This is a genomic window from Streptomyces sp. NPDC014727 (genome assembly GCF_043083485.1).
Classification (GTDB): Bacteria; Actinomycetota; Actinomycetes; order Streptomycetales; family Streptomycetaceae; genus Streptomyces.
The window spans coordinates 75,183-82,376 of record NZ_JBIBYR010000030.1 but is presented as its reverse complement, the minus strand read 5'-3'; the positions used below and the strand labels follow the sequence as shown (position 1 = coordinate 82,376).

The window sequence follows — 7,194 nt, the reverse complement described above, 5'->3', positions numbered from 1 at the left end:
CGAGATCTGGTTCGGGATCATCACCCGCCAGTCCATCCGCCGCGGCACGTTCGCAAGCGTCAACGTCCTGGTCAAACAGATCCGCGACTACATCAACTCCTGGAACGAGAACGCGAAACCATTCACCTGGACCGCCACCGCCGACGAGATCCTCGTCAAGGTCCGACTCGTCCAGACCAGCGTGAAGAAACTCGTCAATAACAACGCGAAGTAACGCAATCAGGATCACGAGACAGTAGAGGCGGGCCTTTGCGACCGGGATCCCGGATTCCGCGTTGAGCTGTTCTGACCGGACCACCGTCCATGGGTTCGGGTTCCGGGCTTCTGCGCGCCGGTCGAGACCCGGGTGTTTCCGGTCTTGGTCCCGGTACGGGCGAGCGGCTCGGCGACGAGGAGGCGCGGTCCGTCGGCCGGGCGAGGTGGTGAACGTCGGCGGCAGGTACCGTCAGGCGCAACCACTGGTCAGCACGTACACCACCGCCGTGTACACGTTCCGATCCGCCACCCTGCTGTCTGGACCGGAACGGGGGCGTCAGCGGCGCGGCTGTCCTCAACAGCCCATCGGGGACCGGGCCCCGCTTCCTCTCCTCGCGGGTCGAGGACTTCCGGGGCTGGGAAGAAGCGCGTGTTTGCGCTCTCTGGAACGCGACCTGACGATCTCGGCAGGACACCGTCCGGACGGCTACGTCCCCCTGACGTGGGGCTTTCACGACCGGCCTCCGTCCGAGGAGTGGCACTTCTGTCTTGCGCGTGTTGGCCCTCCGGAGTTGCCACGGTGAATCCTGGTTGCCCGGGGCGCGACAGACAGCGATGATCCTCCTCATGTCTGACGCTGCGTCTGCGGGTTCCTCGCTACGGCCGTATCCCAAGATCCCTGCCAGGGGGCGGCTCGGCGTGTCCGGGGTCCGGGAGTGGGTCGCGGTGGAAAAGGTGCACGGAGCGCACTTCGCGGTGGTGTGCGACGACGCGGGGGTTCATCCGGCAAAGCGGCGTGAGTTGTTGGGCGACGATGCGCTGGATGGTTTCTTCGGCGTGAGCAGGGTCTGGCCGGTGCTGTCGGTGGCGGCGGCCCGATTTGCCTCGGCACTGCGCAGTGTGCGGGGTGGCGCTGGGGTGGTGACGATCTACGGTGAGCTGGCCGGCGGCTGCTACCCGCACCCGGATGTTCCTGCTGTTGCCGGGGTCGAGCCGGTGCAGACGGGCGTGTGGTACGCGCCGGGCCTGCACTGGCTGCCGTTCGACGCATCGGTCGAGAAGGCTGAGGGACGCTGTTGGATCTCTGACCGCGCTCTGCGTGGAGCCGCGGCGGCTGCGGGGCTCCTGTGCCCTCCCGCTGTCGGGTACGGCGCGCTGAACAAGCTCCAGGAGCTGCCGTGCGCCTTCTCCACAGGAGTCCCAGCTCTTTTCGGGCTGCCTGAACTGGCGGGCAATCTCGCCGAAGGCTATGTCCTCAAGCCGGCCGGCGAATGGACGGAGGCGGATTCCGCGGGCGCGGGCATGCGTCCTGTGGTCAAGGTGAAGCAGAAGGCTTTCGCCGAGGACGAGCGGTTCGACGGCGCACGTCCCTATCTGCCACCGCCGCAGGGGGCGGCCGGAGTTCCCGCCTGGCTTCTGTCCCAGGCGTCGGCACTTCTCACGCCCGCTCGCGCGGCCGCCGTGGTCAGTAAGCTGGGCCCCCGCACTCCGGTGGACGCTGTGGCGGAGGAGATCACCCGGGACGTTTCGGAAGAGCTTGCCGAAGCGCTGGGAGGCCTGGAGGACACACTCCTACGCCCTTTGGAACGAGCGCTTCTGCCTGGAGCACGCTCTCTGGCGGTGTTCGATGCAAAGGACCGTCAACCCGCCCGGAGAGGCAGAGAGGGCACACGGTGACGACAGCGCTCAGTCGCCTCGGTGAAAGACGCGGCGGGCAAACGACATCAGTCAGGTGTGGCTGGTCGGCGCCGGCTGGATGACGCGCCTGTTTGTCGGCGCCGTCGGGGGCATCCGGGTCACGCAGCAGTCGCAGGCCCGCGTTGGGGCCGTCGGCCTGCGCCGACGAGGGTGTCTCCTCCTTTGTCGATGTCATGGCCCGTCGGCGACTCGGCGACATGGCCGGGCGCTGTGTTGTGTTTCGGGATTGTCGGTTTCGGGGTCGTGTGCCACCGGTCACCGCCGGCACCGAGTGTGCCCGTTGCCCGTTGCCCCGTTGCCGGGAGTGCTGGTGGTGCGGGGGGTCAGCGGCGTGCGTAGTAGAGCGAGTTGTGCGCGGTGTCCGGCAGGTACAGCACGTCGTCCCCGTCCGAGTCCCGCCGCACCGCGAGCCGGTCCGCGCTCACGCCTGGCGCGGCGGACTCCGAGGTCCAGGTGCCGCCCGACTCGGTTGCGGCGAACACGCGGTCGGTGCCGGAGCCGGTCACGTAGTAGACCCGCTTGGCGTCCGTCTCGTCCCAGGTGATGCCGAGGGCCGCGGCGGTCTGGCCGCCGGCGTACACGGTCTGGCGGGCCCAGTCGCCGCCGCTCGGATACGCGTAGTACACGCGGAAGTTGCCGCCGCTGTCGGCCGAGCGGTAGCGGTAGGCGACCTTCGGGGTGGAGCCGTCGAGGGTGAGCTTGGCGCTCTGCACCGCCGGACCCGTGTAGGCGTTGTCGATGCTCCACTCCTCACCCGTAGTGAGTTCCTGTATCACGTCGGACGTGCCGGGCGTGACCGGCGTGGTGACGGCCGCGCCTGCGCTGTCCGTGAAGGCGCCGGTCGCCGGGTCGTAGCACAGGTAGGACAGTTGGTGCCGAAACGCGGTCGCCGGGGCCTTGGCCCACTCGTACAGAAGGTGCACGCGCCCGGCGGCGTCCACCGTCAGGTCATCGGGGTACACGGAGCGGTTCAGCGCGCCGGCGAAGGTGGCGACCACGCTCCAGCGTGCGGCGGCGTTGTCCCAGCGGTACAGCTTGCCGGGACGCTGGTCGGAGCCGGCGCCGGTGCGGGCGGCCAGGTACAGATCGCCGTTGGGCGCGGTGGTCACGACCGGGTAGGTGATGGCCTCGCCCTGGTCGGGCAGTTCGGCCGCGTGGTCCGTGACGTTCCCGCCGGGAGCTTCGGTGCGGAAGTAGCGCCAGGCGTTGGCGTGCATGGAAGTGAACACGTGCAGGCGGCCGCTGCCGTCGCGTGCGACGGACGGCTGGCTGTGACCGTTGTCGTCGGGGAACTCGGCCTGCTGTCCGCTCTTGTCGAGCAGCGGCAGGCGGCTCCAGACTCCGTCCGGGTCGCGCCGCGCGATGGCCGGGCGGTGCGTGGCGGCCGTCGAGCCGGGCTCGTTGAAGGCGAAGTACGTGTACTGGCCGCGGCCCTTGTACGTGGCGACGGGCGTCCACCAGGCGGCCTGGTTCGACGAGTCCATCGCGTAGGGGACCTTCTCGATCACCGTCGTCGCGGCTGCCGTGAGGTCCGTGCTGTCGGCCTGGGCGGCCGGGACGAGCGTGAGCAGGGCGGCCAGGGCCGCGGCCGAGGCGGCGTACGCGCGTGCCGTGGGACGTCGCAAGGTGAACTCCTTCGCGGGCGTGATGGTGAGGCGAACGGGAGCGGCTCCGTGGGTCGGTCCACCCCTGCGCTGCGCCGGAAACTTACAGCAGATCCCGGATCATGAATAGAGATTGCGCAATATGGATTCGAGATACGTCTTGGGGAAGACATGTGCGGCATGGCGAAGGGTCCGGTGAAGGCCGTTCGGTCTTCACCGGACCCTTGAGCTGCCGCGTGCGGGCTCAGCGCTTGATGAGGGCGGTGATGTCCTCGCCGGCCTTCTTCATCGCGTCCTTCGGCTTCGACTTGCCGACCAGGACGGCCTGGACCTGCTTGGCCACGGCCTCCTCGATCTGGGCGTTCTGTGCGAACTGCCAGAACGGGCTGCCGGTCGCCGTCTTGGTGATCTTGTCGGTCCACTCGGTGGTGAAGGTGTCCTTCGCGACCTTCGGGTCGGCCAGTCCCGCTGTGGTGGACGGTGGCAGGGAGCGGGAGGCGAAGTACTCGGTGACGGTGGCGCGGTCGGAGGTGGCGTGCAGCGCGAACTGTGTCGCGGCGTCCTGTCCCTTGCCCTTGACGATTGCGATCACGCCGCCCCACAGCAGCGCCTGCGGCGTGTCGCCGGAGCGCAGCACCGGGCGCTGCATCGGCTGCATCGCGTCGGCCAGTGTCTTGTCCTTGGACTGGGCCGCGGTCACGCCCTTGCCGATGATGGCGTCGTCGTAGAACGCGGCCTTGCCCTGCCCGAACAGGGCCCGTGCGTCGAAGCGGTCCACGTCCGCGGCGATCAGTTTCGCGTCGTGCAGTTTCTTGTACCAGGTGACCGCGTCGACGGAGGCGTCATCGCCGACGGTCACCTTGTCGTCCTCCAGGAGCGTGCAGCCGAAGGTCTGCATCCACGGGAAGATGTCCTTGAGCTGCGCGACCTTGGTGGCCGCGGCGTAGGGCACGATGCCGCCGCCGAGCCCCCTCAGCTCCCGCAGCGCGTCCTCGAACTCCTCGACGGTGGTGGGGTGCTTCTTGATGCCGGCCTTGTCCAGGAGCTTGGAGTTGGCGATCACGCCGATCGAGCCGGTGTTCCACGGCAGGCCGTACTGCTTGCCGTCGTACATGCCGCTGTCCAGCGCCACGTTCGTGTAGCCGCCCTTCAGGGCCACGGAACCGAGGTCGGCGAGCTTGCCCATCTGCGCGACCGCGGCGAGCCAGGCAATGTCGAGGTGCACCGCGCCGGTCGTCTCCCCGCCGCCGAGCTTGAGGGTGAGCTGGCTCAGGTACTCGTTGTACGGGTACGAGACCGCGCGGATCTTGGAGTTCTCGGCCTTCTCCCACGCCGTGATGATCTTCTCGATCGCGGGCTTGGCGGCCTCCTCGTTGAGCGACCAGGAGGTGAAGTCGAAGTTCTTGGACTTCGTGTCGCCTCCGTTGGAGGAGGTGCCGGCGCCCGACGGTGCGCAGGCGCCCAGCACGCCGGCGCCGGCCGCGCCGAGCGCGCCGATGCCGAACATGCGCAGCGCGCCGCGCCGACTGATGCCAGAGGTGGTCATGGTGTCTCCATGGGGGAGTGGGCGGAAAGGGGGAAGTGCGTGGGCGAGGGTGCGGGCGGAGCCCGCGGGCTCAGCTCTTGACCGAGCCGGCGGTCATGCCGCCGACGAGGTAGCGCTGCAGGAACATGAAGGCGACGACCACCGGGACGGACACCACCAGCGAGGCGGCCATCAAGTCGGGCCAGGCGGTCTGGAACTCGCCGATGTACGTGGAGACGAGGCCGGGCGGCAGGGTCTGCTTCTCCTTGTCGGCCAGCGTCACCGCGAAGATGAAGTCGTTCCAGCCGCGGACGAAGGCGAACAGGCCGGCGGCGATCATTCCGGGCGCGGCCAGCGGCGCCACGATGGAGTGCAGCGTCCGCCATCGGGACGCGCCGTCGATGGAAGCCGCCTCCAGCAGGGCGTCCGGGATGGTGTCGAAGATGCCCTTCAGCATCCAGACGCACAGCGGCATCGTGAACGTGGTGAAGGACAGCACCAGGGCGGTGTACGTGTTCAGCAAGCCGAAGCTGGAGAACACGGCGTACAGCGTCACCAGCAGGAGCGCCTGCGGGAACATCTGGGATGCCAGCACCAGGTGCATCAGAGAGCGCCGCCCGCGATAGCGGAACTTGGAGAACGAGTAGCCCATGTACGTGGCGACGACCACGCTCAGCACTGCGGTGATCGAGGCGACGATGAGGGAGTTGACCAGGTACGTGATCAGCTGGTCGTTCTCGGCCAGGGCCGTGAAGTTGCTGAAGGTGATGTCGGTGGGTATGAGCTTCGGCGGGAACTGGAAGGTCTGCTCGGGGCTGCTCAGGGCGGTGGCCAGCAGCCAGTAGACCGGCAGCATGCCGAAGGCGCCGATCACCAGGACCGCCGTCCAGGCGGCGATCCGTGAGCGCAGCAGGTCCTTGCGCATTCTGCGCCGCGAGGTGTGTCCGGCGGATGTGGCGGACGGTGCCGGCCGGGCGGTGCCGGTCAGCGGGGTGGAGGTTGTGGAGGTCATCGGGCGTCGCCCTTCCGCTCGGTGATCCTGAGGTAGACGGCGACCAGGATGAGCAGGAGCAGCATCCACAGCCCGCCCAGCGCGGTCGCTCGGCCGATGTCGAAGCCCTTGAAGGCGGTCTGGTACACGGCGGTCGCGAAGGTCTCGGTGGTGCCGGCCGGGCCGCCGCCGGTGAGCACGTAGATGGTGTCGAAATGCTGGAAGTTCCAGATGAACTCCAGGAGCAGCACGATCGAGGCGACACCGCGGACCTGCGGCCAGGTGACGGCGAAGAAGCGCCGGATCGAGCCCGCCCCGTCCATCGAGGCCGCCTCGTGCAGTTCCTTGGGCACGGTCTGCAGGCCGGCCAGGAGCATCACCATCATCCAGGGGAAGCTCGCCCAGCTCTTGGTGACGATGACGGCGAGCATGGCGGTGCCGGGCTGACCGAGCCAGGAGACGGACTCCTCGATGATTCCGGCTTTCATGAGGATGCCGTTCAGCACACCGTAGTTCGCGTTGAAGATCCACATCCACAGGAAGGAGACCACCACGCCGGGGATCACCCACGGGAACAGGAACAGGCCGCGCAGGAAGCCGCTGCCCTTCAGGCCCGAGTTCAGCGCGAGCGCGAGCGCGAAGCCGACCACGAACGGGACGAGCGTCGCACCGACGGTGAAGACGACCGTCTGCTTGAGGATCGTGAGGAATTCGCCGTCCAGCCAGTAGGTGAAGTTGTCCAGGCCGACGAACTCCCGGCCCGGAAGCCGCAGATCCTGCTTGAAGAAGCCGGTGAACAGCGCCGACACCAGCGGGTAGATGATGATCGTCGCGAACAGGGCGAGCCCCGGTGCGGTCAGCAGCAGTGCGAACGCGCCGTTGGAGAGCCGTCCGCCGGACCGCTCACGGCGTGGAGCGGCCTTGTGTGGAGGTGCGGCCGTACTCATGGGTGTGTCCTCTCGAACGGGGCGGGAGCGTTGGTGCGGGGCATGGCACGGGGCGCCGTGCGCCCGCAGACGGATGCGACGCGGCCGGGCGTGAGCGGTGAGCCGTTCCGTCCCCTGCTTCGACCGAGGCCCTGTGTGAATGCCATGCATGCTCCATTGAACGCAAGTTGCAGCATGCGGGATCGTTCTCCATATCGTGCGACGGCGTCAACCCTTTTGGTCGGTGAATCGCCG

General features: G+C 68.1%; 5 protein-coding genes and 1 pseudogene. 2 read left to right on the top strand and 4 right to left on the bottom strand.

All coding sequences use genetic code 11. The features are described 5' to 3' along the window. A pseudogene (locus tag ACF1B9_RS32110) lies at positions 1 to 214 on the top strand (IS630 family transposase); the annotation flags it as partial. A 608-nt stretch (positions 215 to 822) separates the two neighbouring features. Then, positions 823 to 1,872: an RNA ligase family protein gene (locus tag ACF1B9_RS32105; RefSeq protein WP_391746363.1), complete on the top strand. Its 1,050-nt coding sequence runs from the start codon at positions 823 to 825 to the stop codon at positions 1,870 to 1,872. Between the two features lie 344 nt (positions 1,873 to 2,216). On the opposite strand, the gene ACF1B9_RS32100 is transcribed toward ACF1B9_RS32105, so the two are convergent. From ACF1B9_RS32100 to ACF1B9_RS32085, 4 genes are all read right to left on the bottom strand, one after another. Continuing rightward, positions 2,217 to 3,518, bottom strand: a complete 1,302-nt coding sequence (locus ACF1B9_RS32100; RefSeq protein WP_391746364.1) for a BNR-4 repeat-containing protein — start codon at positions 3,516 to 3,518, stop codon at positions 2,217 to 2,219. A gap of 223 nt (positions 3,519 to 3,741) precedes the next feature. Next, the gene (locus ACF1B9_RS32095; RefSeq protein ID WP_391746365.1) at positions 3,742 to 5,043 is read right to left on the bottom strand and encodes an extracellular solute-binding protein; all 1,302 of its coding nucleotides are present in this window, start codon (positions 5,041 to 5,043) and stop codon (positions 3,742 to 3,744) included. A 70-nt stretch (positions 5,044 to 5,113) separates the two neighbouring features. Then, positions 5,114 to 6,034 carry a carbohydrate ABC transporter permease gene (locus ACF1B9_RS32090; RefSeq protein ID WP_391746366.1) on the bottom strand — a complete coding sequence of 307 codons (921 nt, stop codon included), beginning with the start codon at positions 6,032 to 6,034 and terminating at the stop codon, positions 5,114 to 5,116. Next, positions 6,031 to 6,960, bottom strand: coding sequence for a carbohydrate ABC transporter permease (locus ACF1B9_RS32085; protein ID WP_391746367.1), 930 nt, complete (start codon positions 6,958 to 6,960; stop codon positions 6,031 to 6,033). Before ACF1B9_RS32085 ends, ACF1B9_RS32090 begins: the two co-directional genes overlap by 4 nt. Positions 6,961 to 7,194: the final 234 nt, after the last annotated feature.

What these genes read in the sequence shown, in the direction of transcription:
- ACF1B9_RS32095 (WP_391746365.1), bottom strand. Translation starts at nt 5,043, where the DNA reads ATGACCACCTCTGGCATCAGTCGGCGCGGCGCGCTGCGCATGTTCGGC.
- ACF1B9_RS32085 (WP_391746367.1), bottom strand. Translation starts at nt 6,960, where the DNA reads ATGAGTACGGCCGCACCTCCACACAAGGCCGCTCCACGCCGTGAGCGG.
- ACF1B9_RS32090 (WP_391746366.1), bottom strand. Translation starts at nt 6,034, where the DNA reads ATGACCTCCACAACCTCCACCCCGCTGACCGGCACCGCCCGGCCGGCA.
- ACF1B9_RS32105 (WP_391746363.1), top strand. Translation starts at nt 823, where the DNA reads ATGTCTGACGCTGCGTCTGCGGGTTCCTCGCTACGGCCGTATCCCAAG.